We start from the raw sequence: 24,861 nt of genomic DNA, 5'->3' as shown, positions 1-24,861 counted from the left end.
AACTGTCAGAACAGTCGTTCGCGGACGTAAATCGTGTCGCCTGCCATGATCGGATCGGAAATCGAGACCCGGCCCGTCAGGGTACGACCGTTGATCTTGCGCGTGACATCGACATTGGCCTGGTTGGCGCGCGGCGAGTAACCGCCAGCGACAGCAATGGCGTTCTGCACGGTCATGCCCGGCACGTAGGAATATTGGCCGGCCTGCCCGACTTCACCCATGATGAAAACGGAACGATAGCGATCGACTTCGATCGTCACGTCGGGATCGCGCAGATAGCCTTGACGCAGCTTGCTGGCGATCATCGTTTCCATTTCAGGCAGCGTATGGCCACGCGATGGTACGGCGCCAATCAGCGGGAAAGCGACATAGCCGGCCTGGTCGACCGTGTAGCTGCCGCTGAGGCCCGCCTGCTCGAAGACGTTGATGCGCAGCTTGTCGCCGCTGTCGATACGGTAGGGCTGGATCGTCGCTTCGCTGAAAGCCTTCGGCGCCGGCTGATAGCTGCTGCAGCCCGACAGGGCGAGGCACAGTGCGGCCAGGACAATACCTGTTTTCAATCGTGCGGACGTCATTGGGCTCTCACGCTCCGGAAACCATGTTCATGGCCTGATGTTATCAATCCGTTAGGGTTAATAGGCGGTAAAGGCGGCGTAGATTTTCGCGCGCGCCGGCTCATTCGGCCCGACTTTTTCCTTTGCGCACCGGCTTTCGACGACCGTCTCCATTAACCCTTGCGTTACCATGTTTGTTTACGGTGGCATGAGTTGTGCAGGTTCGGAGTAAGCGCATGTCGAGCGTCAACGGCGGTCATCAGGATGTAGATATCGATCTCGGCGGGCTTTTCCGCGCCATCTGGCGTCGGCGGGGCAGGGTGCTGATGGCGACCGTTGTCTTTGCTGGCCTGGCTTTTACCGGCGCCAGCCTGATGTCTCCGCAGTATCAGTCGGAAACCCGGCTGCTGATCGAATCACGTCAGCCCGCGTTCAGCGGCAACAATCAGGCCGCGCCTCAGACCACCGACAGCCCGTTCGACGAATCCGGTATTTCCAGCCAGGTGCAAGTCCTCCGCTCGATCGACCTGATCAAGCAGGTTGCCCGCGAAATGAAGCTGTACGAGCTTCCCGAATTCGATCCGACGGCGAACCCGTCCGCGATCTCCGATATTCTGGTGATGCTGGGGATCAAGAAGAACCCGCTCGACCTGCCGCCGGAAGAACGTGTGTTGAAGGAGTTCCAAGAAAAGCTGCAGGTCTACCAGGTCGAGAAATCGCGCGTCATCGCCATTCAGTTCACATCCAAGGACCCGAAGCTGGCTGCTGAGATTCCAAATGAAATGGCCAAGGTCTTCCTGTCGCTGCAGAGTGGCGCCAAGCTTGATTCCAATTCGGAAGCCAGCCGCTGGCTGGAGCCGGAGATCGCCAACCTGCGCGAAAAGGTGCGTGACGCCGAAGCCAAGGTGGCTGAATACCGGGGATCGTCGGATTTGCTTCTGACCGGCGAGAGCGGCGGCACCTTCGTCACCAAGCAGCTGAATGACATTTCGACCGAGCTTGCCCGCGTGCGCGGCGAACGCGCCAATGCCGAGGCGCGCGCGGAAGGCGTGCGTACGGCACTCGCCAACGGGCGGGCCGTCGATACGCTGAACGACATTGTCGCATCGCCAATGATCCAGCGTCTCAAGGAAACCGAATCGAACGTCCAGGGACAGGTCGCCGATCTGTCGACGACGTTGCTCGACGGCCATCCTCGGCTGAAGGCGCTGAAGGCGCAGCTTCAGGGTATCCGGGCGCAGATCACCAGCGAGACGAAGAAGATCCTCGGCAGCCTGGAAAATGAAGCGAGCGTCTCGCAATTGCGCGAGCGCCAGCTGGTCGCCCAGCTCAACACCCTGAAGGCAAGCTCGGCCAAGGCCGGCGAGGACGAAGTCGGCCTGCGTGCTCTGGAGCGCGAGGCGGTTGCCCAGCGCCAGCTCCTGGAAACCTATCTTGCCCGCTATCGCGAGGCGACGTCCCGTAGCGAAGCGGATGCGGCGCCCGCCGATGCCCGCGTCATTTCACAGGCCGTCGTGCCAACCGAGGCGCAATTCCCGAAAGTTCTGCCGATCACCATCGTCGCGGCCCTCGCGAGCTTCCTCGTCAGTTGTGTCGTCATCATGCTGTCCGAATTGTTCAGCGGCCGTGCGCTGCGTCCGGTCGGTGTGGCGCAAGGACCCTTGGTGGAAGGAGAAAAGCGCGAGTCCGTTGCGGTATCCGTTCAGGCGCAGCCTGCTCCCGCAACCGAACGGGTGCCCATCGAGCCGCAGGTCGCACCCGTTGAGAGTTCTGAGCAAACCGAGGACGATTTCTCGATCGCATCCGTTGCCGAACATCTGTGCGGCGACGATATCCGCGTGGCGATCTCCGTATCTCCGGCCGGCGACAAGGGCTCGATGCACACGGTCATGCTGGCGCGGTTGGTGGCGGAGGAGGGGCGCAAGATCGTCCTGATCGATCTCACCGGCTCGGCCTATCCGACCCGCCTGATGGCGCAGGCTCCGGGTCTCGCGGGCATCACCAATCTGCTTGTCGGCGAAGTGCCGTTCACCGAAACGATCCATGCCGACCGTCTGTCGGACGCGCATGTCATTCCGCAGGGCGACGCCGATCCGGCGCTTGCCATGCGCGGCATCGAGCGGTTGCAGATGATCATCGATGCGCTCACCAACGCCTATGATACGGTGCTGATCGAGTGCGGACCGGCCGATATCGACGCGGTTCGCCGGGTAAACCGGACGAAGGATGCCGAAATCATCATCTCCGCGCCGTCCGTCACGAACGAGGAAATCGTCGAACTCATTACGGGCTTCGGCGAGGCCGGTTTCGGCGATATCGTGCTGATGACGGGGACGGGCTATCCGACGTCGGGAAATTCAGGCCGCCGAGCGGCCTGAGAAATACCGAGCCTCAATCCGTGTCGGTCTCGGCCGATGGCTGCATTCCGGGCGCCTGCCGTTGCTGGCGCACACGCTGCAGAAAGGCATAGGCACGTTTGTTCTTCTTGATCGAGGCCTTGGCGCGAACGACGGCGCGATGGGCACCCGCCGCCAGTCGTCCCCGCAAGGTGAGCGGCAGCACGATATCGCGCTGGATCGTCTCCGTGGTGCACCAGGAGCGTTTATAGGCCTGGTCGCCTATGCCGAAATCGAAGACCTTGACGCCGTCGGCATTGCATTTCTGGATCATCAGGTAGAATAGCAGTTCGCCCGGGCTGCTGTCGGCGGCAATGTCTTCGTCGATCGAGCCGAACTGGCAGATCACATGGTCACCCTTGCGCGACAGGCCGGCGATCGCGACGATGCGTCCTGCATGCTCGCCCTTCAGGCGAATGGCGTTCAACTCCAGCGGCTGTCCATTCTGCGTCGGCCCGAGGGCCGCGAGCGCATGGAAGAAGGCTTGCGTTTCTCTGTCCTGGAAAACGTTGGGCAAGCCAAGCGCCTTGAAGCGGATGGCCTTCTGCTCGAAGAACAGATCGAGGATCCGGCGTCGTTCCTCATGCGTCGTGGCTACAATGTGCTCGTAGCCGCCGAGCGCCTCCAGACGCTTTTCCGAAACGCGGAATTTCTTGCGACGTCGCTTCGCGTTGATCTGCGAAAGAGTTGCTTCGAAACTGTCGAGGAGCGGCAGCTGGAACGAGGAATTCTGGTTGCGTACGGCGGGCAGGGACGACAGCGGATGGCGGACGCCGCGCCAGTCGAATGGCATTTTTTCCAGCGTGACGATATCGGCGACGCGTGACAGCTTGGCCGATAGATCGGCGATCAGGGCGGTAGCGAGCTTCTTGCAGGAAATCGGATCGAAATCCTCGGCGAAAATGCCGGTGTTCATGTTGCTGTGCGGCGAGCCGAGAAAGCGCGCGGTGCAGAAGAAACGGCCCCGGACGAGTTCCAGCGGCAGGATGAAGACGGTGCGCTGGTCGATGCTGCCGCGCACAAGCAGAACCTGGTTGTCATGGGTCCTGGCCCAAGCCCTGCACCAGTCGAAGCCCTGATGCAGCGAGGTGGCGCCGGATGTTTCCAGCACGCGCCAGTCGGCTTCGAGAGCTTCCATACTGACGTGAATGGACAGCTTGAGGTCATGCGTTACCGTGATGTCCTGCGTCTTTTCGCGGCGCGCATGCCAGACGCGGCGGCGAGCCTCGTTCACGGGCATCAAGTTGAAGTCCACGTCCGTCATGTTCGCCTGGTTTTCCGAATGCTGCTGACCATCGCATCTAGCCCGAACATGCCCTTACTTTCATTTAAATTGGACAGGTCCGCTTGTGCTTGTGCGCGATTTCGGCAAATTCGGTTACCGAAAGAATAAAGCCGGATTTCAGTCAGTGACCCATCCGCTGGCAAGCGCATTTGCCCACTCCCGGTCACCTCGGGTATAGGCGAGGCGAGACATGACCATGTGATCGTAGGACAGGCGGCGGAAGGTCACGTCCCAACGGTCGCCGGCTTTTGTCAGGATGGCGTAGGATGCATCCGGCGATCCGGTTTCGACCTTGTGAAATACCGGTTCGTCATCGTCATAGCCGGGGCAGCCGACGCTGCCGGGATTGACGATCAGACGTCCATCCGCAAGCCGGACAGCACGCGGAATATGGGTGTGGCCGCAGAGGATGACCGGATAATCGATTCCCGTCGCGAAAGTTTCGATACGTTCGCGCGTCGACATGTGCACGATACCTTCCGGCGTCAGATCTTCCAGCCAGTAGACCAGGTCATCATGCGGCGTGCCGTGGCAAAGGAAGAGTTCGCCGCGATGGACAAGCGTCGATGGTAATGTGCGCAGCCAGTCGAGGTGGCGGGGCTGCAATTCGTCATGGGCGGCGCGGTCCCAACGGCCCATCTCGGCGGGATCGCGAGTGACAAGCCAACGGTCGTGATTGCCGCGGATGGAGGGAAAATTCCGGGCGATCAGAAGGTCTGCCGTGCGCGCGGCATTGAGTGGGCCACTCAGGTGATCGCCGAGATTGACCACGTCGTCGATCCCTTGCGCATCGATATCGGCAAGCACCGCTTCAAGGGCCAAGTCGTTGCCGTGGATATCGGCAATCACTGCTACTCTCATGCGGGGCCTCCTGTTCAACGCGGTTTGACGGGCTTTTCCATCCACTTGATGATCAGCATGGCTGGCAGGACCCATAGCAGGCCGGTGAAGAAGAAATAGAGGAGATGCACCCACCACGGCGAAGCGCCAAGCAGCAGCGAGGCAAAGGTGGTTGCCGCCAACGCATAGACGATAACGAGGATGACGATCAGGACGGTGCCGATCAGTTTTCTGAGGCGTAGGGGCATTTCGGTCTTTCACGTTGGCGGGTTTCGCCGTCCTGCCGTTTGGCCGCGACGGCATGCCGCAAAGGGGTAAGTCTTGTTTTGCATGGCGCTCTCGTGCAAATCAACGCTTTTGACGCATGCGTCTTGAGACAAATCGCCCAAAGGTGGGCAGAGCATGCTTTTGAAGAACACGGAGGCCGTGATGGCGAGTGCGGATTTGGCGCGGGAACAGCAGCTTCACGGCGAGATCGATATGATCAGCCGCAACCGGACCCATATCCGGATCTGGCTCGGCATCGTCGTGCTGGCCCTGTTTGCGCTCGTGCTGGTGGGCGGCGCGACGCGGCTCACAGAATCCGGGCTGTCGATCACACAATGGAAGCCTATCCATGGCGTCATTCCGCCGCTCAACGCCGCCGAATGGCAGGAAGAGTTCGAGCTTTACAAGCAGATTCCGCAATATGAGCAAATCAACCAGGGCATGACCGTCGAAGGCTTCAAGGCGATTTTCTGGTGGGAATGGGCGCATCGGCTGCTGGCCCGTTCGATCGGGATCATCTTCGCGCTGCCGCTTGCCTGGTTCTGGATCAGGGGCCAGATCGAGCCGCGCCTGAAACTGCCGCTGATCGGTATTCTGGCGCTGGGCGGTTTCCAGGGTTTCATCGGCTGGTGGATGGTCTCTTCGGGCCTGTCGGAACGCACCGAGGTCAGCCAGTATCGGCTGGCGACCCATCTTGTTATCGCCTGTCTCATCTTCATGTCTTGCATCTGGATCGGACGCGGCCTTGCACCACACGCGGATGATGCCGCGCCAACCGACCGCTCAAGGAAAATGGCTGCGATCATCGCCTGCATGGCGCTGTTCCAGATCTATCTCGGCGCGCTGGTCGCCGGCCTTGATGCTGGCTTGAGCTACAATACCTGGCCGCTGATGGACGGATCGCTGGTGCCGGGTGACCTGTTCATCCAGCAACCTTTCTGGGTCAACCTGTTCGAAAATCCGAAGACCGTGCAGTTCGTCCACCGGATCGGCGCCTATGTGCTCTGGGCCTTCGCCCTGATGCATATGATCGCCTCGCTGCGCAGCGCACCGGAGACGACCCATGCGCGCCGCTCCGTTCTCCTGTTCGTGCTGGTGACGCTTCAGGCCCTGATCGGGATTACCACCCTGATTTTGCAGGTCCCGGTCGGTTGGGGCGTGGCGCATCAGGGCGGGGCGCTGGTCGTGCTCGGTTTTTCCATCGCCCACTGGCGCGGCTTCATCGGCGAATATCCGCGCAATACCGTCATCTTCACCCAATAGGGCAGCATCGCCCTATCATTTTTTCACCACCCGCTTTATGATGGAATTCTAATTCAGTGATTAACCGGGGGTAACTATGGCGACCGTGACCTACACGAAATATTCCACCGAATATTTTTGGGACCTGTTTTCTGAATGGCACGATTTCACGCTTGCGGCGAGCAAGGATGGAAAATCGATCACATTTACCTTCGCGGGCATCGAAGCAGGCGGAACGAAAAAACTCGTTCTTTCCGGCACGTCGTTGAAAATCGATAACGGTGCCATCACCGGAGGAACGATCACCGGGATCGATGCATTCAACAGTTCCGGAAAAGCAATCTATCAAGTCGATGGATTGAGCATTCGAGGTTATCTTTTCCGGGCAGACAACCTGTACGAAGCCAAGGGGCTCGTCCTGTCGGGAAACGATACGATCACCGGCAGCGCCAAGGCGAACGACATTGACACCGGTGCTGGCAACGACAAGGTCAAGGCCGGTGCTGGCGACGATTACATCAAGGACTTCATGGGCTCGGATACCTACGACGGCGGTGCCGGCTGGGATGAGGTCGATTTCTCCCAAGGGTTCTACAGCGGCTGGTTTCCGAACAAGGGCATCAAGGTCAACATGCAAACGGGCATCGTCACCGACGCCTGGGGCGGCAAGGACACGCTGATCAGCATCGAGAGCGTTCGTGGCACCAATTACGTCGATACATTCCTCGGCTCCAGCCGCGACGATGATTTTCAGGGGCTTGCCGGTGCCGATATCATCGACGGTGGCGCCGGCAATTTCGATACCGTCAGCTATTGGGGCGACGCCGGCAGGGGAGGGAAAGGCAAGGTCACGGTCGATCTGTCGAAAGGCTATGCCATAGACGGATTCGGCGACCGCGATACGATCAAGAATATCGAGGAAGTCTCCGGTGGGCAATTCAACGATACGATCATCGGCAATTCCAAGAACAACTATCTTCGCGGTGGCGCCGGCAATGACGTCATCAAGGGCAATGGTGGCGCCAGCGACCGGCTGGAGGGGCAGCTCGGAAACGACACGCTCTACGGCACCAAAGGTACGGACGATCTCTTCATTTTCCGCGATCGCGGCGGCAAGAATATCGGCACCGATACTGTCAGGACGTTCACCGACGGCGAGGACAAGATCTTCTTCCGGAATTACGGCGATATCGACTCGAAAGCCGACCTGAAGATCACCCAGTCGGGAGACGACGTGCTGATCGATTTCGGTCACGGCAAGCTGATCATCGAAGACCTGAAGGTCGCCAAGCTGACCACCTCGGACTTCATGTTCGAATAGCGGTCCTGATGCGAGCCGGCGTTACGCCGAGAGCATGAGATCCATGTTCTGCACGGCGGCACCGGACGCGCCCTTTCCGAGATTGTCGAGCAAGGCAACCAGATTGACCTGCTCGCCACCCTGCGACCCGAACACGAACAGTTTCATCGTGTCCTTGCCGGCGAGTTCGACGGCATCGATGCGGGGCGCTTTGGCACTTTCTTCGAGATGCATGACGGTGACGATCGACTGGCCAGCATAGTGGCTGGTCAGGGCCGCATGGATACTCTCCAGCGTCGCGCCGTCGTTCAACTGGTCGAGGAACAGCGGCACCTGGACGATCATGCCCTGCGGGAAGCGGCCGACCGACGGCGAGAAGATCGGCGCGCGGTCGATGAGGCCGTGGATATGCATTTCCGGCACATGCTTGTGCTTCAGCGTCAAGCCGTAGAGGAAATGCGGGGAGGTGATCGCATCCGGATTCTGCGGGTTTTCCATCTGCGCGATCATCTGCTTGCCGCCACCTGTATAGCCGGAGACAGCATTGACCGTCACCGGATAGTTTTCAGGCAGGATGCCCGCCTGACGGAGCGGACGGATGAGGCCGATGGCGCCCGTCGGATAACAACCGGGGTTGGCCACGAGCCGTGCGTCGCGAATCTTGGCGGCTTGCGCCGTGTCCATTTCCGCAAAACCGTAGGCCCAGTCGGGCGCGATGCGATAGGCCGTCGAGGTGTCGATGATGCGCACCTTGTTGTTGCCTTCGAGCATTCCGACCGCCTGTTTCGAGGCGTCGTCCGGCAGGCAGAGGATGGCGATGTCGGCGCTGTTGAGCAGGTCCTCGCGGATGGCGGCGTTGCGGCGTTCCGCTTCCGGAATGGACAGAAGTTCCACATCCGAGCGTCCAGCCATGCGGGTCCGGATTTGCAGTCCCGTCGTGCCGTGCTCGCCATCGATGAAGATCTTCGCTTTCATGGGTAATCCCGCTTTTTCAAAGGCTTGGGCAAATTTCCCGACTCAGTTTCGGATCGCCCTGATTCAATGTCTCAACTGCATTTCGCCGGCCCACGCGGAGGCGAGGGCGAATGCCCAGAGCATATATACTTTGGCTGCCGTCATCGCAATGACCGTGCGTCGGCTACCGCGCCCGTCACCGCTTCTTAACCATGCGCGTTAACGGCACTTTAAGGTTTCCGGCTCGCTGCCTTGTTTTCGAGGGGAGCAGGTGGGATTTTGTCATGAAAGTTTCATGATCAGGAGTGGTGGGATGAAAAGCATTTTGGGGCGTGGGGTGGCCTGGCTGGCACATCCAGTCATCGCGGCTCCGATTTTCGTCGGCGCGCTCCTTGCCCTGCATCATTTCGATACGCGCTGGGCCTTCGTGCCGTTCCTCGTCACGATCATGGCGGCTTTAACCTCAGTGCTGTTTCTTCTGTCACGCCGGCTGGTCTTTTCGGCCTATGTGGCTGTCACGATCGTCGTCTTGATCGGCGCCATGTCTGAAGCCAAGTTTCAGTTGAAGGGCTTTTCGCTGCATGTGTTCGACCTCGCCTTTACCGGGCTTGATGCGTCGGCGCTGCAGTTTCTGGCAGGATCCTATTTTCATCTGCTGGCCGCGGGTCTGGCAGCACTCGCGGCCGTCAGTGTGTTCTTCGTCATCCTGTTCAAAGGCGATCGTGTGATCCGGTCGCCATGGTGGCTGAAGACCGGCGTGACGGGCGCTGCCGTCGGCGCCGCGATCATCGCATACCCCCATAGGCCCGGCGAGCCGAGTTATACGCACTACATTTCTGGCTACAACGCATCTTCGTTCTTCGTGTCGCTCGGCGACCTGCATCTGCCCTTCGGTCAGATAACCCTCGTGGACGTGGTCGAAGCCGCCCCTGCCAAGGGCAGGATGACGAATGATGTCGCCTGTGGCGACATGACGGCGCGCCCGGACGTGTTCTTCGTGCTTTCCGAAAGCCATACCGACCCAGCGAACTTTCCGCAGGTCGCAATTCCCGATGCCACGTCCAAGGTGTTTCAATCCGACGACGGCAAGGTTCATCCAATGTATGTCGAGACTTTCGGCGGCGGAACCTGGGTGACGAATTTTTCCGTGATGACCGGTCTTTCGGGGTCCGATTTCGGCTGGCAGAGCCCGTATGTGACGCAGATGATGGAAAGCCGCGTGCGCGCAAGCTTCCCGGAACTTCTGGCGCGTTGCGGCTATCGAACGGTTGCCATCATGCCTATGGACTTTTCCTTCGTGAACGAAGGAGCTTTCCTGAAGTCGCTCGGCTTCCTGGACGTTATTGACTACCAGGCCATGGCTCCGAAGGATCACTTCGTCCGAGACCGGTTCTATTTCGATGTGGCGGAAAAGCTGATCCGGGAGCACCGCCGAACCGACAGCCGTCCGCTGTTCCTGGCGCTTCAGACGATGTTTCCGCATGGTCCATATGACCGTTCTCTTGTGGATGAAGCGGAATTGCCGCCGGAGCCGCGATACGCAGCCGATGCGGAGGCGAACGAATATCTGCGCCGTATCGCCGTCTCGAAGCGGGACTTTCAGGCCTTCCTGAAAGAACGCGAGGCAGTGCCGGGAGGATCGGGCTCCGTTGTCCTCGAATATGGTGACCACCAGGCGACGGCAACGAAGTCCTATCTGCCGCAGGGCGAGAACGGCTTGAATATCTTCGCGGACCTGCATTCCCTGGCCTACCGCACCTATTTCTCGGTCCACGGCTACGGCAGGACGATCGACATGAAGCCACTTTCCCTGCCGATGGATGTGGGCTTCCTGTCCGCCAGCTTGATCGAGGCGGCTGGACTGCCGACCTCGCCGATGTTCCGCTCGCTGGCGGAGCTTCGCGATGCCTGCGGGGGCCGCTACCATGAATGCCGTGACCGCGATAAGGTCGATGCGCATCTGAAGCAGCGTTCCGATGCCGGCCTGCTCAGGCTCTATTGACCACCCGCCGGTTCCCGTTCGGCCAGTTCCTCAGCGTGTAGCCCCAGCATGTACATCGCCACCGTCGCCCCGGCGATGGCGGTGATGTCGGCATGATCGTAGGCGGGTGCGACCTCGACGACATCCGCTCCCTTGATCCGAAGGGCGCCCAACTTGCGCAGGACGGAGAGGATCTTGGCGCTTGACGGACCTCCAGCGACCGGAGTGCCCGTGCCGGGAGCATAGGCCGGATCGAGGCAGTCGATGTCGAAGGTGACATAGGCAGGTCGATCGCCTACGTGATGAAGAATGACATCGGCGATTTCGGCGGCGCTCATCTCTTCGACGTCATAGCCGTATAGGATACGGATGCCGCAATCCTCCGGCGCATGGGTGCGGATACCGATCTGGATCGAACCGGCGGTATCGATCAAGCCTTCTCGGGCAGCGCGTCCGACGAAGGAGCCATGGTCGATCCGGCCTTTTTCATCCGCCCAGGTGTCCTGATGGGCATCGAAATGGACAAGCGCAAGCGGTCCGTGGATTGCCGCATGGGCACGCAGCAGGGGCAGGGTGACGAAATGATCGCCACCGAGGGTGAAGAGGAAGGCCCCGCTTTTCAGGATTTTAGCGGCTTCCCGCTCGATCGTCGCTGGCGTCTTGCCGTGATTGCCGTAGTCGAGCAGGCAATCGCCGTAATCGATCGTCGCCATATGGGCGAACAGGTCCCGGTCGAAAGGATATTGCGGATCGTTGTCGAAGATCGCGGATGCGCGGCGGATCGCCTGCGGCCCGAAGCGTGCACCCGGCCTGTTCGACGTCGCGGCATCGAAGGGAATGCCCCAGACGACGGCATCGACGTCCTTAAGATTCTTGGTATATTTCCGCCGCATGAAGGAGAGAACACCCGCATGGGTCGGGTCTGTCGCCGCGCTCCTGAGTGACGTTGCAGTAATCGCGTGGTCTATCGTCTTGTTGGCCATGACCTGTCCCGTCTGTTGGATGACCAGACGTTGGACAATCGCTTGCCGGAAGGCAAGAGCCCTGTCGAAGCGTTCGCGATAATCCGTGTCAGGACGCCTTGGCCTCGAATGTCGGGGCAAAGTCTCCGAGCGTCTTCGCTTTCATGATCATGCCTTCGATGTCCTGTTCGACGATCGCCTCGAGATCGGAAAAGCTGTCGATGACATAATAGATCGGCTGGACGATATCGATGCGATAGGGCGTTCGAAGCACGCTAAGCAGGTCGAAGGGGCGGAATTCGCATTCCGTGCCGGCCATGGCGGCCTTCGCCTCGCTCGGCGACGATACGATCCCGGCGCCGAAGCAGCGCCGGCCTTGCGGCGTGTTGATCAGGCCGAATTCCACCGTGAACCAGAAAATGCGAAAGAGGTGCCAGGAATGGCCCTTGCCGAGACGGGCGGCGGTCTCGCCGAAATGGCGGACGAAATTGGCGTAAGACTGGTTGGTGAGCAGCGGGCAATGGCCGAACACTTCATGGAAGAGGTCCGGCTCCTCGATATAGTCGATATGCTCACGCCGCCGCAGGAAGGTCGCGAGCGGAAACTTGCCTTGGCTCAGCAGTTCGTAGAAGCGGGAGGGCGGAATGAGGGCCGGCACGCCCTCGACGCCGAAGCCGGTTGTTTCGTGCAGGCGGCTATCGATATCGAGAAGCTGCGGCACCTTGTCGGCGGTGAGGCCGAGGGTCTTCACGCCATCCAGATATTCGCGGCATGCCATGGCGGCGAGCAGGGCCATCTGACGCCGGTAGAGTTCGCCCCAGATCGCATCCTCTTCGCAGGTGTAGGAATAAATCCCGTCCGGGCCCGGCGGTTTCGCGACGTAGCTGCTTTCCTTGGTCATGCCTGTCCTCCGCAAGGCTGCACGTATTCGGCAATTATACTCCCGGAACGCCGGATTTTTCTTCCTTTTATCCTGCCGATCGTCATAGACTTGGGAGAATTTTCCGGAGAAGGCACAAAAAATGAAAGAAACGGGGAATTTTCAGCGCAAACTTTTGCAGCTGATTCAGGCCGATGGAAGCCTGTCGCTGGCTGAACTGGCGGAAAAAGCCGGCATGTCGCAAAGCTCGGCCTGGCGGAAGATCCAGGAGTTGGAAACCGATGGTGTGATCCGCAAACGCGTGACGCTGCTCGACCCCGGCAAGCTCGATCTGAAGCTGTGTGTCATCGCCCATGTAACGCTGGAGGATCACCACGAGGAGGCGGTCGCGTCCTTCGCGTCGGTGGTGCTGGAACGGCCGGAGATCATGGAGTGCTACGCGCTATCAGGCGCCTTCGATTACATGCTGAAGATCAGGGCAAGCGATGTCGAAAGCTACGAGGCGTTCATGACCCGCTATTTGATGCGCAATCCGCATGTGCGCACGGTGGTGTCGAGCTTCGTGTTGCGCGAGCTGAAATTTTCGACGGAGCTGCCTCTTTGAGGCAACAAAAGAAAAAGGCGAGCCAAAGCCCGCCTTTTCCGAATGCATAGAGCCTGAAACGATTAACGCTTCGAGAACTGGAACGAACGGCGGGCCTTGGCCTTGCCGTACTTCTTACGCTCGACGACGCGCGAGTCGCGGGTCAGGAAGCCACCCTTCTTCAGGACCGAGCGCAGGCCCGGTTCGAAGTAGGTGAGGGCCTTGGAGATACCGTGACGAACGGCACCGGCCTGGCCGGAAAGACCGCCGCCGGCGACCGTGGCGTCGATGTCGAACTGGCCATCACGGGCAGCAGCGACGATCGGCTGGCGCAGGATCATCTGCAGGACCGGACGGGCGAAGTAGTGAGCGAACTCCTTGCCATTGACGGTGATCTTGCCGGAACCCGGCTTGACCCAGACGCGGGCGACGGCGTTCTTGCGCTTGCCGGTCGCGTAGGAGCGGCCTTGGGCGTCGACCTTCTTGACGCGTGCCGGAGCCTGAGCTTCCGTGGCCGTGCCAAGGTCTTTCAGAGAAGAGAGATCAGCCACGATTAGGCGCTCCTTACGTTCTTGCTGTTCAGCTTGGCGACGTCGAGGACGGTCGGCTGCTGTGCTTCATGCGGATGGTTGGTGCCGGCGTATACGCGCAGGTTCTTCATCTGGCGACGGCCAAGCGGACCACGCGGAACCATACGCTCGACAGCCTTCTCGAGAACGCGCTCCGGGAAGCGGCCTTCGATGATCTGACGCGCGGTGCGCTCCTTGATGCCACCCGGATAACCGGTGTGCCAGTAATACTTCTTGTCGGTGTACTTCTTGCCGGTCAGGACAGCCTTCTCGGCGTTGATAACGATGACGTTGTCGCCATCATCAACGTGAGGGGTGAAGGTTGCCTTGTGCTTGCCGCGCAGGATGTTGGCGATGATGGAAGCGACGCGACCGACAACGAGGCCTTCGGCGTCGATGAGGATCCACTTCTTCTCCACCTCTGCAGGCTTCTGAACGAAGGTTGACATGTTAAAACTCTTTCGTTTGAACCCGATGCGTTGCCGCCGGGCGTTTCTTGTTGCTTGAATTTGACCGGTATCACCGGCCAAAAATGAAAGCGGCCCCAAGGGACCGCGATCTGGTGCGGCTTATACGCAAGCGATGAAATGCGGTCAAGATCACCGTTTTGTTGGCTTGGAAAAATTACCAAGCAAAAACAATTAGATGGTATTGTGGTGTAATGATACCACAAATTATCTCGGCGGAATCGAGTAGGTCGCGGTGGCGTGAGCCACGATTTCCTTTCCGCCTTGCTCCACGATGGCGGCATCGAGAACCGCCAGCCGCTTGCCGAGCTTCAGGATACTGCAGGTGCATTCCAGCGCGCCGAGCCGTGGCTTTCTGAGGAAATTAATGTTGAGATTGGTGGTGACGGCAAGCGCCACCGGACCGATATGGGCAAGCAGGGCGATATACGCGGTGACATCGGCGAGCGCGAACAGCGCCGGTCCGGAGACAGTGCCACCGGGGCGCAGATGCTTTTCGTTCGGATCGAACCGCATGGTGGCAAAGCCGGGACCGGTGGCGATGACCTCGAAAACCTTGCCGTCCGTGTGAACCTCGGAAAAATCGGTATCCAGGAACCGGTTGAGGTCGGCGACGGTCAGGATCGGTTCCAGAGTCATTGTTTTCTCCCGCATGGCTGTCTGTTTAGAATGCCATCAGACCGTCGAGGCAAGCTGGAAGAAAGTCTAGTCAACCGCCCGCGCTTGAAACAGCGGTTGTGGCGGCGTACGAAGCGCTGATCCGAAGACAGGCGAAAGAGGAGACAAACATGGCGGACATCGTTCCCCTCCACAAGGAAGAGCCCCGTGGCCTCGTGCTGCGCGAGATTTCCGGAGGCGTGCTGCGCCTGACGCTCAACAATCCTCCAGCCAACACGCTGTCCGTCGCGCTGATGGAAGTCCTGATGGCCGAGTTGGATGCGGTTGCCCAGTCCGACGAAATTCGCGTCGTCGTCCTTGCCGCTTCGGGCGCACTCTTTTCCGCCGGGCATGACCTAAAGGAACTGACGCAGCACCGCATTGACGTCGACGAGGGCAGGGCCTTTTTCGAAAGGACCATCCGGCTCTGCGCCGACCTGATGCTGAAGATCAATCACCTGCCGCAACCGGTTCTCGCTGAGATCGACGGCCTTGCGACGGCGGCCGGGTGCCAGCTCGTCGCAAGCTGCGATCTGGCGATCTGCACCGACAGCTCGACCTTCTGCACGCCGGGCGTCAATATCGGCCTGTTCTGCTCGACGCCGATGGTCGCTGTGTCGCGCGCCGCCCACCCCAAGCAGGCGATGGAAATGCTCCTGACCGGCGAGACGATCGATGCCTCCACCGCCAAGGATTTCGGCCTCGTCAACCGAATCGTGCCGAAGCAATACCTCCAGCAGGTCGTCAACAAATACGCCGCCGTCATCGCCTCGAAATCACCGCAGGCACTGAAGATCGGTAAGCAGGCCTTCTACCGGCAGGCGCAGATGGGCATCGAGGACGCCTATGCGTTCGCGACCGGCGTGATGGTGGAGAACCTGCTGAAGGCGGATGCGAAGGAGGGGATTGGCGCGGTGTTGGGCAAGCGGACGCCGGAGTGGAAAGAATAGGGGACGACTACCTGTAGTGATAACGGCAGGCAACTATTTCCAGCACTTGTGCCTCCGCTGCGCCGGAGACACGATAAACCAGCCGATCCTCCTCCGTTATACGCCGGGACCAGAAACCGCGAAATTCACCGCGCAACGGTTCTGGTTTACCAAGGCCTGAAAAGGGTGTGCGCCGGCACTCTTCGATCAGTGTGTTCAGACGAGCCAAGACTGTTTTGTCAGTTTCCGCCCAATGCCGGTAATGTTCCCAGCCTTTGCTGGTGAACAGGATTTTCATAGGTCGATCAACTGGCGCTCGGCAGCTTTTCCCGCATCCAGTTCCGCAATGGACTCACGGAGCATGTTGGCGTTAGCCGGATTGGCCAGAAGATACATAGTTTCCTTCCATCCCTCGAAATCGCTAAGAGACATGACCACCATCGGTTCGCGGTTTTGCCGCGTCACGATCAGTTCGTCGTGATCCTGTTCGGCCCGGTCGAAATGCTTGGCCATGTTGGCGCGGAGTTCGGAGAAGCTGATGACGTTCATAGCAAAATCCTTTGTACGTAATTTTGTACATACGCCATCTTGCCGTATTTCTCAAGCCAGCTTTAACATCAACGCGCCAAGCGCGATGAGGCAGGCGGCAGCGATGCGGAACACACTGACGCGTTCCTTCAGCACCGTCACCGAAATCACGATGGCAAACAGGATCGATGTTTCGCGCAAAGCCGCGACGGTTGCCACCGGCGCCTTGGTCATTGCCCAGAGCGCCAGCCCATAGGCGCCGATGGAACCGCCGCCACCGATCAGGCCGCGCCACCATTGATGCCGGACGTGAAACAGGACTGGCGCGAAACCGCGTTTGGCAAAAGCCCAGGAAAACAGCAGGACCGGCGGCAGAAGTGCCATCCAAAGCGTGTAGGAAATCGGATTGAGTGCAACTCTGGCGCCGATGCCATCGACATAGGTATAGCTGGCGATGACCACGGCATTGGCGAGCGCGAGCAGGATAGCACGCTTGCCGCCCTTGCGCGCCTCGAAGGCCAACGTCAGCACGCCGGTCGAAATCGTCAGCACGCCGGCGATCGCGCCGCCCGTCAAGTTCTCGCCGATGATCGCGCCGCTCGTCGCCGCGACCAGGAGCGGTGCAACGCCGCGCATCAACGGATAGACGAGCCCGATATCGCCAGCGCGATAGGCCGCCGCCACCAGTTGGAAATAGGCGAATTGAAACAGCGCCGACACAAGGATGAACGGCCAGGCATCCGGATGCGGCAACGGCATGAAGGGCAGCAAGGGCAGGGCGACGACGGCGGCACCAAGCGCGATCATCGCCGCATCGAGCGACTTCTCGGAACCGGCTTTGACCAGCGCGTTCCAGGTCGCGTGCAAAAACGCTCCGAACAGGACGAGAGCGATGACGTCTAGGGGCACGGTGAACCTTCTGGAACGGACGGGCGTGGCAAGGCTGGTAGATTTTGTTTTCTGAGCCTCGACAGGGCGAAAAGCAATCCGCTATCGCCGAAAAGGCCAGATTTGGCGACCTTCGACAGCGATTTACCAAAAGTGGTATTGCCTAAGGATTCTGAAGCCGGCCGGAGATCGGTTGACAGCAACGATGGCTGTCCCAATTATCACCCGCGACCAGTGCAGAACGCGGATCTTGAAAATGAACCATGACGTGTACCCCGATTATTACATCGCTGACATTCTGCGATCGACCAAGACCATCGCGCTTGTCGGGGCGTCGCCGAACGCGGAGCGGCCGAGCCACCGGGTCATGGCGTTCCTGCTGCGCAGAGGCTACACGGTGTTTCCGGTCAATCCCGGCCAGGCCAGCAAGGAGATCCAGGGCCAGACGGTCTATGCGACGCTGGCCGATATTCCCGAACCGATCGATATGGTCGATGTTTTCCGCGCTGCTAACGCGCTGCCGGCCCTTGTCGATGAAATCCTGGCCTTGAAAACACGCCCCAAGGTGATCTGGGGTCAATTGTCGGTTCGCGACGACAAGGCCGCCGAAAAGGCCGAGGCGAGCGGCATCCAAGTGGTCATGGACCGCTGCCCGGCCATCGAATATCCGCGCCTGGTCGGCTGAGTGATCGGTCGGTCGGCGGAATTGAAATATCATGCTCGCCTGCCGGGCAAATTGGCAAAACAGTCTTTGACCGCGGGGCGTCCCCTCTGAAATAGTGCGCCAACCTTGGCCACGGGAGGATATGCCGATGAAGAACAATCCAGGTTTCAACACGCTTGCGATCCACGCGGGCGCCCAGCCCGATCCCACGACGGGTGCACGCGCGACGCCGATCTATCAGACGACGAGCTTCGTCTTCAACGATGCCGATCACGCCGCCTCGCTGTTTGGCCTGCAGGCTTTCGGCAATATCTACACTCGGATCATGAACCCGACCCAGGCCGTGCTTGAAGAGCGGGTCGCGGCCTTGGAGGGCGGGACAGCGGCGCTCGCCGTCGCGTCCGGCCATGCGGCGCAACTGCTGGTGTTCCACGCGCTCATGAGCCCCGGCGATAACTTCCTCGCGGCACGCCAGCTTTATGGCGGTTCCGTCAACCAGTTCGGCAATGCTTTCAAGTCCTTCGACTGGCAGGTACGTTGGGTCGATACGGCCGACATCGCCTCGTTCGAAAGCCAGATCGACAGCCGCACCAAGGCGATTTTCGTCGAAAGCCTCGCCAATCCCGGCGGAACGTTCGTCGATCTTGCAGCAATCTCGGACGTGGCGAAGAAACACGGCCTGCCGCTGATCGTCGATAACACCATGGCGACGCCTTACCTGCTCCGGCCGATCGAGCACGGTGCCGATATCGTCGTCCATTCGCTGACCAAGTTCATGGGCGGCCACGGCAATTCCATGGGCGGTGTGATCGTCGATGGCGGCACGTTCGACTGGTCAAAGTCCGGCAAATATCCGGTCCTGTCGGAGCCACGGCCGGAATATGCCGGCATGATCCTGCATGCGACCTTCGGGAATTTCGCCTTCGCCATCGCCTGCCGCGTGCTGGGCCTACGCGATTTCGGTCCGGCGATTTCGCCTTTCAATGCATTTCTGCTGCTGACCGGCATCGAGACGCTGCCGCTCCGGATGCAGCGTCATTGCGACAACGCGCTTGCCGTCGCGACCTGGCTCAGCACCCATGACAAGGTCGCTTGGGTCAATTATGCCGGCCTTGCGAGCGACGCCAATCATGAACTGCAGCAGACGTATTCGCCGAAAGGTGCCGGGGCCGTCTTCACCTTTGGCCTCAAGGATGGATACGAGGCCGGAAAGCGCTTCGTCGAGGGCCTGGAAATGTTCTCGCATCTCGCCAATATCGGCGACACGCGCTCGCTGGTTATCCATCCCGCGTCCACCACCCACCGCCAGTTGACGGCGGAGCAACAGACTGCGGCTGGCGCCGGTCCGGAAGTCGTGCGTTTGTCTGTCGGCATCGAGGATGTGAGCGACATCATCGCCGATATCGAGCAGTCGCTGGCCAAGGCCTGACATGCATCCGGTGGCCGGTTAGCCGGCCATCCCATCCTCTCGGAGATCCCCATGAAATACTCCCTGACCTTCGATCCCTCCTCCGTCGAGCCGGAACTCGCCGCGCCGCCGGAGGAGCGGCTGATCTCCGGCAATCCGCATTTTCGAAGCTGGAATTTCGAGGAAGCCGCCGGCGGCATTTATGCCGGCATCTGGGAGTCGACGCCGGGCAAATGGCGCATTGCCTATGAGGAATGGGAATATTTCCACATCCTCTCCGGCGTTTCCATCGTCACCGAAGACGGCGGCGCTGAAACCCATCTGAAGGCCGGTGACAGCATGATCCTGAGACCCGGCTTCAAGGGAACCTGGGAAGTGATTGAAACGACTCGCAAGGATTATGTGATCCGGCTGTGATGTACGCGAAGGCGACCGGCGGAATTCGTCGCCTTCCATGCCGCTTTAACCGCGAGATTGCCTCACCACGTGAGTTCAAGCTCGTCCAGGCCATGAAAGTGATAGCTGTCCTTGATCTGCGGTTCGTTCTTGAAGCGCAGGCCGGGCAGGCGTTCGAAGAGGATCGGCAGGGAGAGTTTCAACTCCAGTCGTGCCAGCGGCGCGCCGATGCAGAAATGCAGGCCGGCGCCGAAGGACACATGGGCGCCTTCGTTGCGGTCCGGCCGAAAGGTGAGGGGATCGGAGAATTTCTGCGGATCGACATTGGCGGCACCAAGCAGCAGGCCGATCTTGTCGCCCTTCTTCAGCGTGATGCCATCCTCCAGTTCGAGATCGGAGAGCGCATAGCGCTGGAAGACGTGCAGGGGCGCCGCATAGCGCATGCATTCCTCGATCGTCCGTTCGGTCGCGATGTCGTTGGCGAAGGCTGTCTCGATGGACGTTCCGTTTTTCAGCAGAGCATGCACGGCATTGCCGAGTTGGTGCACCGTCGCCTCATGGCCGGCATTGAGCAGCAGCACCGCCGTCGAGATCAGTTCGTCGTCCGACAGCCGCTCGCCATCCTTCTCCGTGGTGATCATGTGGGTGAGGAGGTCATCGGACGGATTGTCCCGCTTCCAGTCGATAATGCTTTTCAGATAATCGGAAAACTCGGCGGAGGCCTGGTTGGCGTCGAGTTCGGTTTCGAGCGAGGGGTTGAACATGTACATCCGCACCATGCGATGCGACCAGTCCAGCAGTTTCGGCCCCATGTCGACCGGCACGCCCAGCATGCGGGCGATGACCGTGACCGGGATGATCTCGGCATAGGCCTTCAGCAGCTCGACTTCGCCATCCTTCTCGAAACCGTCGATGAGGGAATGGGCAAGGACGGCGATTTCCGGTTTCAGCTGCTCGATCTGACGCGACACGAAGGCGCGGTTGACCAGCGTGCGCAGCCGTGTATGGGCCGGCGGTTCCAGTTCCAGCAGCGAATAGGCCTCGAGCCGGTCGAAGTCCTGAAGATGCGGCTTCGGCTCCGGTAGGCCGAGTTCCTCACGGGTGGCGACATGCAGGATCTGCCGGCCGAAACGGCGGTCGCGCAAGAGGCCGTTCACCTGGTCGTAGCCCGCGAAGAACCATTTCTGCTGCTCTTCCCAGAAGAAGGCCGGGCTCTCCGCATGCAGCGTCGCATAGACCGCAAGCGGATCGCGGTAGAAGGCCGGGTTGCGGATGTCGATGGAGGCACGGCGCGTCGCCGGATCGAGGGAGAGGGCAGAGTTGGTGGACATCAAGGGCATTCTCACTGAAGAAAATTCGGGTGCTTTCCTGATCTAGAATGGTAACGGCAGGTCCGACAAGAAGCTTGTCTGATACCGGCCAAATATCGCCACGTGAAAACGGCGTTTTCCCCGCTGCAATCTCACATGCCGCCTTGCCTTGCGATGCGACAAGTCTATTTCATAAACGAAAGGCACTCACCAGAGAGAGACTATGGCTTCGTCGCATACCAGCCTGTCATCCGGCATTCTTGCTGCCCTCCGTGGAAAGCGTGTTTCGCTCGCAGGCAGGGATCCAGCCGGCGAACGCGGCGATACTGTCATCGCTTCCTACAACATCCACAAATGCGTCGGCACCGACAAGCGCTTCGATCCGGGTCGTATCACTGAGGTGATCACTGAAATTGGCGCCGATATCATTGCTCTGCAGGAGGCGGACCAGCGGTTTGGCGAGCGGGCGGGGCTGCTGGATCTCGAACGGCTGCACCGCGACTGTCATCTCATCGCGGTGCCGGTCTCGGCATTCTCGCCCAAGGGGCATGGTTGGCACGGCAATATGCTGCTGTTGCGCGAGGGCGCCGTCGCCAAGGTTCATCAATTGAAGCTGCCCGGGGTCGAGCCACGCGGCGCGCTGGTGGTCGATCTGGACCTGAAAGCGGGTCCGCTGCGCATTGTTGCCGCCCATTTCGGGCTTTTGCGCCATTCCCGGGCGCAGCAGGCGGCGGCAATCCTGGCTGCCATCCAGGGCGCGGAGAAGCGGCCGACGCTGTTGATCGGCGATCTCAACGAATGGCGGATGGGGCGCCGCTCGGCCCTCAGCTTCCTCAGCCCGGTCTTCGATCATGCCGCAACGGCTGTGCCGAGCTTTCCCTCGCGCTTTCCGCTCCTCGCACTCGATCGGGTGATGGGCAGCCCGCACAATCTCGTCACCGCCGTCGAGGTTCACAACACGCCCCTGTCGCGTGTTGCTTCTGATCATCTGCCTATCAAGGCGTTCGTCGATCTGAGGGCGGCGCTGGCGGAACGTGAAGACAAGGCGGCCGGAGCGGTTTCCGCAGCCCAAACCTGACAGACGGGTCGACATGCGCGCTTCCCTCGTTGCCCTGTATGTTTTTGCGTCCGGCCTGCTCGCGCTTGCTGTCGTGTATGTTTACGGCCGTTTCGGTCGCCGGCTTCATGGTCCTCCCTCCAGCGCCGTTCAGCCGGTGCCGGATCAGACAGAGATCGACCGGCTTGCAGGCCCGCTGCTTTGCGATCATCCGGGCCAGAACGCAATTGCGTTGCTCGCCGACAATATGGACGCCTTTGGCTTGCGCGTTGCCGCAGCCCGCAAGGCAGGGCGTAGCCTTGATCTGCAATATTACTATTGGAAGAATGACCTGACAGGGCGCATGCTGGCGCGGGAAGTTCTGGCTGCTGCCGATCGCGGCGTGCGGGTCCGCCTGTTGCTCGACGACATCAATGCCGGCTTGCATGATCGCATGTGCTTGTCTCTCGATGCGCACGAGCATATCGAGGTGCGCCTGTTCAATCCCAGCCGGGCGCGTACCGACCGCTTCAAGCGCGGCCTGGAAATGATGCTGCGGCCGTTTCGCGCCACGCGCCGTATGCACAACAAGCAATGGATCGCCGATGGCCGCCTGGTAATCGCCGGCGGGCGCAATATCGGCGACGCCTATTTCGACGCCGACGAGCAGTCGAATTTCCGCGATCTCGATGTCTGGATGCTCGGCCCCGTCGCCGACGATGCCGCGGCAGTGTTCGACCGCTACTGGAACAGCCCGGTCGTCGTCCCGATCGGATCGCTGCGCACGCCGCGAAAGCATTACCTGCCGAATTTCCGTGCCAAGCTGGAGAAAATTGCTGCGACGAAAGGCGGGCGGTTTTATCTTGCCCATGTCGATAGCGTCATGAGCGCGGGCGGGCTGCTGCCGGCCGATGTCACTCCGCACTGGACGGGCGATGCACGGCTGGTTTCCGATCCGCCGGAAAAGGCCTTCCTGCAGAAGCGCAGCCATTCGATCATGCGCGAACTCATGCCTGTCTTGACCTCCGCCCGCCGCGATGTCCGTGTGATCTCGCCCTATTTTATTCCCGGTAGCATCGGCACGGCTGAAATCGGCAAGTTGGTGGAGCGTGAGGTCAAGGTCGCCGTGCTGACCAATTCGCTCGCCGCGACGGATGTGGCGGCGGTTCACGGTGCCTATGCCAATTACCGCAAGGCGCTGTTGAGAAACGGCACCGCGCTGTTCGAACTGAAGGCCATGCATGACGCCGGTGATCAGCAGCGTTTGTCGCTCTTCGGCTCGCGAGGTGCCAGCCTGCATACCAAGGCCTTTACGGTGGATGGCACGTCCGGTTTCGTCGGCTCGATGAACTTCGATCCGCGCTCGGCTTCACTTAACACGGAAATGGGCGTGCTGTTCACACACCCGGCGCTGGTCGCCGAGGTCGACGCGATCTTCGAAGTGGAGACCAGCCCGGTCAACAGCTTCCGCCTGTCGCTCGACAAGAACAGGCTGCGCTGGCACGACCGTGATGACGACAAGCCGCGCGTTCTTCAGCATGAACCGGAGGCGGGGTTCCTGCGGCGGCTGCTCGCCGGCATCATCGGCATCCTGCCGATCGAATCCCAGCTCTGAACGGCTTTACCAATTCTTCACCCTCCGCGCCCGAATGCCTGTGGGCGGCCATGCAAGAGCGCTCCGGGCAAGCGAACGTCGTTATAACCCGTTAAGAGGTCACCGCTAAATCCGGCCCAGAAGACAACCGAATCGCGCCGGGCGTCGTATTAACGTTATGCAGAGTTCGCGACTTGAAGTGGGGTACTTGGACACTCTATGTATGGACAAGAGATATTCCCGATGATTCCCGGTGTGCAACAGGGTTTGCATACCAGCAAGACAAAGGTTTGACATGAGAAATCCCGTTGATACCGCTATGGCTCTGGTGCCGATGGTCGTTGAACAGACCAATCGCGGCGAGCGCTCCTACGATATCTTTTCGCGTCTTCTGAAGGAGCGCATCATCTTCTTGACGGGTCCCGTGGAAGACCACATGGCGACGCTGATCTGCGCCCAGTTGCTGTTCCTCGAAGCGGAAAACCCCAAGAAGGAAATCGCCCTCTACATCAATTCGCCCGGCGGCGTCGTCACCGCCGGCATGGCGATCTACGATACGATGCAGTTCATCAAGCCGGCCGTGTCGACGCTGTGCATCGGCCAAGCTGCTTCCATGGGCTCGCTGCTGCTCGCTGCCGGCCACAAAGACATGCGCTTTGCCACGCCCAACGCCCGCATCATGGTTCACCAGCCTTCCGGCGGCTTCCAGGGCCAGGCATCGGACATCGAGCGCCACGCCCGCGACATCCTGAAGATGAAGCGCCGCTTGAACGAGGTCTATGTCAAGCATACGGGCCGGACCTATGAAGAGGTTGAACAGACGCTCGATCGTGACCACTTCATGACTGCGGACGAAGCCCTGAGCTGGGGTGTTGTCGACAAGGTGATCACCTCGCGCGAAGCGATGGAGAGCGCGTCCGACGCGTAAGGTTCAAGCTTTTGTGTGCGGATAGATGCATTTGTGACACAAATGTAATCGTCATGGGGCTTTATCCGCAGACTAAAGACGTTAATATCGACCGTTAATGCTATGTTGAAGTTTGAAGTCCTAGCATTCGGTATTCGGTGGGGGATTCGTTGCTGCCGGACATCAAACATGGGTGTTTGAGGCCGGTTCGTACTCCCAAAAGCGCCGCATCTTTTCGCATGACGCTGGAAAGGATCGCGGGGC

At 60.0% G+C, this 24,861-nt stretch carries 26 protein-coding genes; 12 read left to right on the top strand and 14 right to left on the bottom strand.

Features of this window, described 5'->3' with window-relative positions; translation table 11 throughout:
• Window positions 1–5 precede the first annotated feature (5 nt).
• Window positions 6–575, bottom strand: a complete 570-nt coding sequence (locus ACST81_RS16055; RefSeq protein ID WP_438749157.1) for a polysaccharide biosynthesis/export family protein — start codon at window positions 573–575, stop codon at window positions 6–8.
• A gap of 215 nt (window positions 576–790) precedes the next feature.
• Here ACST81_RS16055 and ACST81_RS16050 point away from each other — a divergent pair, with 215 nt between their 5' ends.
• Complete coding sequence (locus tag ACST81_RS16050) at window positions 791–2,932, top strand: GumC family protein (RefSeq protein ID WP_438749156.1); 2,142 nt, start codon at window positions 791–793, stop codon at window positions 2,930–2,932.
• A 13-nt stretch (window positions 2,933–2,945) separates the two neighbouring features.
• On the opposite strand, the gene ACST81_RS16045 is transcribed toward ACST81_RS16050, so the two are convergent.
• The 3 genes from ACST81_RS16045 to ACST81_RS16035 all read right to left on the bottom strand — a co-directional run bounded on the left by ACST81_RS16045 (window position 2,946) and on the right by ACST81_RS16035 (window position 5,323).
• Window positions 2,946–4,214 (bottom strand): GNAT family N-acetyltransferase, encoded by a 1,269-nt coding sequence (locus ACST81_RS16045; protein WP_438749155.1) that lies wholly within the window; start codon window positions 4,212–4,214, stop codon window positions 2,946–2,948.
• Window positions 4,215–4,352: 138 nt separating this feature from the next.
• Window positions 4,353–5,096 carry a metallophosphoesterase family protein gene (locus tag ACST81_RS16040; protein ID WP_438749154.1) on the bottom strand — a complete coding sequence of 248 codons (744 nt, stop codon included), beginning with the start codon at window positions 5,094–5,096 and terminating at the stop codon, window positions 4,353–4,355.
• 14 nt (window positions 5,097–5,110) lie between these two features.
• A complete protein-coding gene (locus tag ACST81_RS16035) occupies window positions 5,111–5,323 on the bottom strand; it encodes a DUF2842 domain-containing protein (protein ID WP_438749153.1) in 213 nt (70 codons plus the stop codon).
• 181 nt (window positions 5,324–5,504) lie between these two features.
• On the opposite strand from ACST81_RS16035, the gene ACST81_RS16030 reads away from it, so the two are divergent.
• On the top strand, window positions 5,505–6,605 hold the full coding sequence (locus ACST81_RS16030) for a COX15/CtaA family protein (protein WP_438753607.1): 1,101 nt from the start codon (window positions 5,505–5,507) through the stop codon (window positions 6,603–6,605).
• A gap of 76 nt (window positions 6,606–6,681) precedes the next feature.
• Window positions 6,682–7,905, top strand: a complete 1,224-nt coding sequence (locus ACST81_RS16025) for a calcium-binding protein (protein ID WP_438749152.1) — start codon at window positions 6,682–6,684, stop codon at window positions 7,903–7,905.
• A gap of 21 nt (window positions 7,906–7,926) precedes the next feature.
• Here ACST81_RS16025 and argC read toward each other — a convergent pair whose 3' ends face one another.
• Complete coding sequence (argC, locus tag ACST81_RS16020) at window positions 7,927–8,859, bottom strand: N-acetyl-gamma-glutamyl-phosphate reductase (RefSeq protein WP_438749151.1); 933 nt, start codon at window positions 8,857–8,859, stop codon at window positions 7,927–7,929.
• 292 nt (window positions 8,860–9,151) lie between these two features.
• Between argC and ACST81_RS16015 the strand changes: the two genes are divergently transcribed.
• Window positions 9,152–10,840, top strand: a complete 1,689-nt coding sequence (locus tag ACST81_RS16015; RefSeq protein ID WP_438749150.1) for a sulfatase-like hydrolase/transferase — start codon at window positions 9,152–9,154, stop codon at window positions 10,838–10,840.
• Here the strand turns inward: ACST81_RS16015 and speB are convergent.
• Both speB and ACST81_RS16005 read right to left on the bottom strand, forming a co-directional pair.
• The gene (gene speB / locus ACST81_RS16010; RefSeq protein ID WP_438749149.1) at window positions 10,834–11,802 is read right to left on the bottom strand and encodes an agmatinase; all 969 of its coding nucleotides are present in this window, start codon (window positions 11,800–11,802) and stop codon (window positions 10,834–10,836) included. The two genes, ACST81_RS16015 and speB, sit on opposite strands and share 7 nt — an antisense overlap.
• 88 nt (window positions 11,803–11,890) lie before the next feature.
• Entirely contained in the window at window positions 11,891–12,682 is a 792-nt protein-coding gene (locus ACST81_RS16005) for a phenylalanine 4-monooxygenase (protein ID WP_438749148.1), read from the bottom strand.
• 121 nt (window positions 12,683–12,803) lie between these two features.
• Here ACST81_RS16005 and ACST81_RS16000 point away from each other — a divergent pair, with 121 nt between their 5' ends.
• Window positions 12,804–13,265: an Lrp/AsnC family transcriptional regulator gene (locus tag ACST81_RS16000; RefSeq protein ID WP_438749147.1), complete on the top strand. Its 462-nt coding sequence runs from the start codon at window positions 12,804–12,806 to the stop codon at window positions 13,263–13,265.
• Window positions 13,266–13,327: 62 nt separating this feature from the next.
• Here ACST81_RS16000 and rpsI read toward each other — a convergent pair whose 3' ends face one another.
• The 3 genes from rpsI to ACST81_RS15985 all read right to left on the bottom strand — a co-directional run bounded on the left by rpsI (window position 13,328) and on the right by ACST81_RS15985 (window position 14,919).
• Complete coding sequence (gene rpsI, locus ACST81_RS15995; protein ID WP_438749145.1) at window positions 13,328–13,795, bottom strand: 30S ribosomal protein S9; 468 nt, start codon at window positions 13,793–13,795, stop codon at window positions 13,328–13,330.
• Window positions 13,796–13,797: 2 nt separating this feature from the next.
• Entirely contained in the window at window positions 13,798–14,262 is a 465-nt protein-coding gene (gene rplM, locus ACST81_RS15990) for a 50S ribosomal protein L13 (protein WP_062576359.1), read from the bottom strand.
• Between the two features lie 225 nt (window positions 14,263–14,487).
• On the bottom strand, window positions 14,488–14,919 hold the full coding sequence (locus ACST81_RS15985) for a PaaI family thioesterase (protein ID WP_438749143.1): 432 nt from the start codon (window positions 14,917–14,919) through the stop codon (window positions 14,488–14,490).
• Window positions 14,920–15,068: 149 nt separating this feature from the next.
• On the opposite strand from ACST81_RS15985, the gene ACST81_RS15980 reads away from it, so the two are divergent.
• Window positions 15,069–15,887 carry an enoyl-CoA hydratase gene (locus ACST81_RS15980; RefSeq protein ID WP_438749141.1) on the top strand — a complete coding sequence of 273 codons (819 nt, stop codon included), beginning with the start codon at window positions 15,069–15,071 and terminating at the stop codon, window positions 15,885–15,887.
• Between the two features lie 7 nt (window positions 15,888–15,894).
• Here the strand turns inward: ACST81_RS15980 and ACST81_RS15975 are convergent, their stop codons facing one another.
• Genes ACST81_RS15975 through ACST81_RS15965 form a run of 3 tightly spaced genes read right to left on the bottom strand, consistent with a single transcriptional unit; the run spans window position 15,895 to window position 17,303 of the window.
• The gene (locus tag ACST81_RS15975) at window positions 15,895–16,164 is read right to left on the bottom strand and encodes a Txe/YoeB family addiction module toxin (protein ID WP_438749139.1); all 270 of its coding nucleotides are present in this window, start codon (window positions 16,162–16,164) and stop codon (window positions 15,895–15,897) included.
• Window positions 16,161–16,415 (bottom strand): type II toxin-antitoxin system Phd/YefM family antitoxin, encoded by a 255-nt coding sequence (locus ACST81_RS15970; protein WP_438749138.1) that lies wholly within the window; start codon window positions 16,413–16,415, stop codon window positions 16,161–16,163. The genes ACST81_RS15975 and ACST81_RS15970 overlap by 4 nt, the downstream gene beginning before the upstream one ends.
• Window positions 16,416–16,466: 51 nt before the next feature.
• Window positions 16,467–17,303, bottom strand: coding sequence for an EamA family transporter (locus ACST81_RS15965; RefSeq protein ID WP_438749136.1), 837 nt, complete (start codon window positions 17,301–17,303; stop codon window positions 16,467–16,469).
• 235 nt (window positions 17,304–17,538) lie between these two features.
• On the opposite strand from ACST81_RS15965, the gene ACST81_RS15960 reads away from it, so the two are divergent.
• The 3 genes from ACST81_RS15960 to ACST81_RS15950 all read left to right on the top strand — a co-directional run bounded on the left by ACST81_RS15960 (window position 17,539) and on the right by ACST81_RS15950 (window position 19,771).
• Window positions 17,539–17,967: a CoA-binding protein gene (locus tag ACST81_RS15960; protein WP_438749135.1), complete on the top strand. Its 429-nt coding sequence runs from the start codon at window positions 17,539–17,541 to the stop codon at window positions 17,965–17,967.
• A gap of 127 nt (window positions 17,968–18,094) precedes the next feature.
• Window positions 18,095–19,375 carry an O-acetylhomoserine aminocarboxypropyltransferase gene (locus ACST81_RS15955; protein ID WP_438749133.1) on the top strand — a complete coding sequence of 427 codons (1,281 nt, stop codon included), beginning with the start codon at window positions 18,095–18,097 and terminating at the stop codon, window positions 19,373–19,375.
• 51 nt (window positions 19,376–19,426) lie between these two features.
• Complete coding sequence (locus tag ACST81_RS15950; RefSeq protein WP_438749131.1) at window positions 19,427–19,771, top strand: cupin domain-containing protein; 345 nt, start codon at window positions 19,427–19,429, stop codon at window positions 19,769–19,771.
• Window positions 19,772–19,833: 62 nt separating this feature from the next.
• Here the strand turns inward: ACST81_RS15950 and ACST81_RS15945 are convergent, their stop codons facing one another.
• Entirely contained in the window at window positions 19,834–21,090 is a 1,257-nt protein-coding gene (locus ACST81_RS15945; protein WP_438749129.1) for a cytochrome P450, read from the bottom strand.
• Window positions 21,091–21,283: 193 nt separating this feature from the next.
• Between ACST81_RS15945 and ACST81_RS15940 the strand changes: the two genes are divergently transcribed.
• The 3 genes from ACST81_RS15940 to clpP all read left to right on the top strand — a co-directional run bounded on the left by ACST81_RS15940 (window position 21,284) and on the right by clpP (window position 24,618).
• On the top strand, window positions 21,284–22,138 hold the full coding sequence (locus tag ACST81_RS15940; RefSeq protein WP_438749127.1) for an endonuclease/exonuclease/phosphatase family protein: 855 nt from the start codon (window positions 21,284–21,286) through the stop codon (window positions 22,136–22,138).
• Window positions 22,139–22,151: 13 nt separating this feature from the next.
• Window positions 22,152–23,711 (top strand): phospholipase D family protein, encoded by a 1,560-nt coding sequence (locus ACST81_RS15935; RefSeq protein ID WP_438749125.1) that lies wholly within the window; start codon window positions 22,152–22,154, stop codon window positions 23,709–23,711.
• Between the two features lie 274 nt (window positions 23,712–23,985).
• Window positions 23,986–24,618, top strand: coding sequence for an ATP-dependent Clp endopeptidase proteolytic subunit ClpP (gene clpP / locus ACST81_RS15930; protein ID WP_062576369.1), 633 nt, complete (start codon window positions 23,986–23,988; stop codon window positions 24,616–24,618).
• Window positions 24,619–24,861: the final 243 nt, after the last annotated feature.

Origin of the sequence: Pararhizobium sp. O133 (genome assembly GCF_051669845.1) — a bacterium.
Lineage (GTDB): Bacteria > Pseudomonadota > Alphaproteobacteria > Rhizobiales > Rhizobiaceae > Pararhizobium.
Note: the sequence above shows the minus strand (reverse complement) of the source record. Positions and strands in the feature narration are given on the sequence as shown.

What these genes read in the sequence shown, in the direction of transcription:
- ACST81_RS15985 (WP_438749143.1), bottom strand. Translation starts at nt 14,919, where the DNA reads ATGACTCTGGAACCGATCCTGACCGTCGCCGACCTCAACCGGTTCCTG.
- ACST81_RS16005 (WP_438749148.1), bottom strand. Translation starts at nt 12,682, where the DNA reads ATGACCAAGGAAAGCAGCTACGTCGCGAAACCGCCGGGCCCGGACGGG.
- argC (WP_438749151.1), bottom strand. Translation starts at nt 8,859, where the DNA reads ATGAAAGCGAAGATCTTCATCGATGGCGAGCACGGCACGACGGGACTG.
- ACST81_RS16025 (WP_438749152.1), top strand. Translation starts at nt 6,682, where the DNA reads ATGGCGACCGTGACCTACACGAAATATTCCACCGAATATTTTTGGGAC.
- ACST81_RS15955 (WP_438749133.1), top strand. Translation starts at nt 18,095, where the DNA reads ATGAAGAACAATCCAGGTTTCAACACGCTTGCGATCCACGCGGGCGCC.
- ACST81_RS15970 (WP_438749138.1), bottom strand. Translation starts at nt 16,415, where the DNA reads ATGAACGTCATCAGCTTCTCCGAACTCCGCGCCAACATGGCCAAGCAT.
- ACST81_RS15945 (WP_438749129.1), bottom strand. Translation starts at nt 21,090, where the DNA reads ATGCCCTTGATGTCCACCAACTCTGCCCTCTCCCTCGATCCGGCGACG.
- speB (WP_438749149.1), bottom strand. Translation starts at nt 11,802, where the DNA reads ATGGCCAACAAGACGATAGACCACGCGATTACTGCAACGTCACTCAGG.
- ACST81_RS16035 (WP_438749153.1), bottom strand. Translation starts at nt 5,323, where the DNA reads ATGCCCCTACGCCTCAGAAAACTGATCGGCACCGTCCTGATCGTCATC.
- ACST81_RS15935 (WP_438749125.1), top strand. Translation starts at nt 22,152, where the DNA reads ATGCGCGCTTCCCTCGTTGCCCTGTATGTTTTTGCGTCCGGCCTGCTC.
- ACST81_RS16040 (WP_438749154.1), bottom strand. Translation starts at nt 5,096, where the DNA reads ATGAGAGTAGCAGTGATTGCCGATATCCACGGCAACGACTTGGCCCTT.
- ACST81_RS15950 (WP_438749131.1), top strand. Translation starts at nt 19,427, where the DNA reads ATGAAATACTCCCTGACCTTCGATCCCTCCTCCGTCGAGCCGGAACTC.
- ACST81_RS16050 (WP_438749156.1), top strand. Translation starts at nt 791, where the DNA reads ATGTCGAGCGTCAACGGCGGTCATCAGGATGTAGATATCGATCTCGGC.
- ACST81_RS16030 (WP_438753607.1), top strand. Translation starts at nt 5,505, where the DNA reads ATGGCGAGTGCGGATTTGGCGCGGGAACAGCAGCTTCACGGCGAGATC.
- ACST81_RS16045 (WP_438749155.1), bottom strand. Translation starts at nt 4,214, where the DNA reads ATGACGGACGTGGACTTCAACTTGATGCCCGTGAACGAGGCTCGCCGC.
- ACST81_RS16000 (WP_438749147.1), top strand. Translation starts at nt 12,804, where the DNA reads ATGAAAGAAACGGGGAATTTTCAGCGCAAACTTTTGCAGCTGATTCAG.
- ACST81_RS15975 (WP_438749139.1), bottom strand. Translation starts at nt 16,164, where the DNA reads ATGAAAATCCTGTTCACCAGCAAAGGCTGGGAACATTACCGGCATTGG.
- ACST81_RS15940 (WP_438749127.1), top strand. Translation starts at nt 21,284, where the DNA reads ATGGCTTCGTCGCATACCAGCCTGTCATCCGGCATTCTTGCTGCCCTC.
- clpP (WP_062576369.1), top strand. Translation starts at nt 23,986, where the DNA reads ATGAGAAATCCCGTTGATACCGCTATGGCTCTGGTGCCGATGGTCGTT.
- ACST81_RS15980 (WP_438749141.1), top strand. Translation starts at nt 15,069, where the DNA reads ATGGCGGACATCGTTCCCCTCCACAAGGAAGAGCCCCGTGGCCTCGTG.
- ACST81_RS15960 (WP_438749135.1), top strand. Translation starts at nt 17,539, where the DNA reads ATGAACCATGACGTGTACCCCGATTATTACATCGCTGACATTCTGCGA.
- rplM (WP_062576359.1), bottom strand. Translation starts at nt 14,262, where the DNA reads ATGTCAACCTTCGTTCAGAAGCCTGCAGAGGTGGAGAAGAAGTGGATC.
- ACST81_RS16015 (WP_438749150.1), top strand. Translation starts at nt 9,152, where the DNA reads ATGAAAAGCATTTTGGGGCGTGGGGTGGCCTGGCTGGCACATCCAGTC.
- ACST81_RS16055 (WP_438749157.1), bottom strand. Translation starts at nt 575, where the DNA reads ATGACGTCCGCACGATTGAAAACAGGTATTGTCCTGGCCGCACTGTGC.